The sequence below is a fragment of the Micromonospora sp. MH33 genome, from assembly GCF_003013775.1.
Taxonomy (GTDB): Bacteria; Actinomycetota; Actinomycetes; order Mycobacteriales; family Micromonosporaceae; genus Micromonospora; species Micromonospora fulviviridis.
Map to the genome: position 1 here is coordinate 1 of NZ_MUYZ01000536.1, position 2,461 is coordinate 2,461.

Genomic DNA, 2,461 nt, shown 5'->3' on the forward strand with positions numbered 1-2,461 from the left:
ACACACAGTTCGTGTCGTAACCCCGCCCCCGCAAAACCGGATCGCCACCACGAACCGCATTCACCCCACCCAGCCACCGGAACCGGGCCGACACCTCATCCTCCGACAACTGACTCGGCAGCAGCCGATCACCACGTCCCGCCTCACCAGCCACATCCGGTGGGGGCGGCGGCTGGTGAGACGCGGACGCCGGGCCAGGCACCGACGAGCCATCCTGGACGCGCGGACGCTTCGGGGCCCGCCGATCCCCCGACTCAGCTAGCTCGCTGCGCCGGTCGAGCAACGTCTGCCGCTCTTGGAGTTGCTCTATGAGAGCAGCGTAATCCTCCTCATCCCTGACGAAGAGCTTGAAGGCGTATTCGGGTCCGGACGCCGGCACGTTCGGTCTTGGGACCAACGGCGCCCTGACCACGACGACAACCTCTTTGACTTTCTCGGAAGGGACATCCTTTCCGACCGGCCGGTGCCGCTCCCCCACCGCCAACCTGATCGGCGTCCCAGGGGTGAGATTCACCTCCCGCCCATCTAGCGTCTTGGCCCCGCTGCCGCCGAGATAAAAACTCAGAGGAGCACGCGATCGACTATTCGCGGCAATTGTGTCATCGAATGCTTTCACCTGGGAAACGCTCGGCCAATTCGGGAGGTCCTCCCACAGCGCCGTTTTGCGCAGCAACTCGATGTCGTCGACGGTGGGGGAAGGATTGACCAGTTGCAGATACAGGTCCTGTTCGGCCCCGCTCTTCTCAGCCGGCATCACCACGAACGCGATGGGTCGACCATCCGGGCCGTACCCGAGTCGGAGAATGACCTCCCTCACGTCAGCCGGGATGAGAAATGGACGTCCGTCGGCCACTTTGACGACCGGGATACGGGCTCTCTTGAGTTTATTGCCCTCCGAGCCCTGGCCGAAGGAGCGGCTCAACTGGCCGTTTCTGGGGTTCAAGCCCATCGTAATGTGAAAGAGGGAGCTGACCGGCGGCTCGTCGAGTTGCCACACCTGGCCGGGTGCGGTGGCTCTCAGTTCAGCCAGCTCGCTGTCAGAAAATTTGCGGTCGATCTCCCGGTAGGCAAACTTCTCGACGCCGTCGGCCAGGTACGGGATCTTGACAATACCGACACCCGCCCCGTCGACCGACCCGAAGTCAACAGCGACCCTATCGCCCGGTAGGACCACGTGGTCGACACGAGTGAGTTGCGCGTCCTCGCCGCCCAGCCGGAAGCGCAATTCCGCGTACGCGCTCATGTTGGCTTTGACGTGGGCAGCGATACGGAGGGTGAACGGGTCTTTGGGTTTCCATCGGTAGTCACCTGTCCAGGCGCCGTCGCCGCTGAGGCCGATGAGGTAGCGGTGGTATGCGCCAAGTTCCTCGGCTAGGCGGCGAGGAGAGAAGGGCCGCTTACCGATTGCCGCGAGGTCCCGGTCAAGTGTGTATCGCAGGAGGGACCGTTGAGGCCCGGGAGAACTCTCTTCCGCCGTTTCGATCCTGGCCTTCAACAGACCGAGTGCCCCGCTGAAAAGGCTGTCCCATTGCTGCCGTGCGCGGTCGGGCGACGTCCGCTGGTAGCCGCTGGCGATGCGGGCGGGGATGTCGGCCGAGTCACGAGGTCTGAGGACGATGTAACCACCCTTCCACCACACGACAGGGCGTGGGATGGCACCGTCATCGGGCGGCGGGCCGATGTCCTCGTACGGGTCGCCGAACGGATGGTAGAGCCGCATCGGCTGGTCCAACCCCTTGGCCAGCAGATGGAGAGCGACACGCGTGACCTCGTAACTCGTAGTTCGGACGTTTGCCATCTTGTCGAGCCAGATCCGGTGCAGGGCGTCTCGTTGCTGCTCGGACATGTTCTCCGGATCCGGATACGGAAGAATCTCCCTGAGCCTCGACGATCCGCCCGGGGCGAGTTCCTTGGCCAGTTGGCGGGCCAGCCATCCGCTCAATCCAGCCGGGTTGGTGATGCCTTTCTTCCCCAACTCTTCCCCGTAGGTGTCCAACACCGACTCGTTGAAGACGACGTGCGGCCTTTGGTCAAGAGTTGCGGGATCGAATTCGAACACCTCGCTCGCCCACTTGCCGAATGCCGCCTCGGCAGCGGTTCCAGAGACCTTCAGGGAGCTGGCGGCATCCGCTACTTCCTTTTCCCAGTCCGGCCGCTGCCCGCCCGACGGCTGCTCCTCCGGGTCGAGCGCCGGAGTCGGGTCGAGCGCCGGAGTCGGGTCGGACGTCGGAGTCGCCATGTCCATTCCTGCGAACGGGTCCGCCGCTATTCCGACCGGGTCCTCCGCCCACGCCAGGTCCACGAACTCCGGGCCAAGACCGAGCGGGTCGTGGTATTCCGCTGAATCGGACGGCTGCCCGCCCGCGTCAGAGTCGGCCGGGGGATGCCATTCCATCGCCGCCGGCCGGCCCGGCAGCGAACCCGAAACCCGCTCCGACGACCCGACGTCCGACCCGGACGA

At 64.8% G+C, this 2,461-nt stretch carries 1 protein-coding gene; it reads right to left on the minus strand.

The annotated features are described in order from the left end of the window. A partial coding sequence (locus B0E53_RS38235; protein WP_210406347.1) for a hypothetical protein occupies positions 1 to 2,239 on the minus strand: 2,239 nt, incomplete at its 3' end. Positions 2,240 to 2,461: the final 222 nt, after the last annotated feature.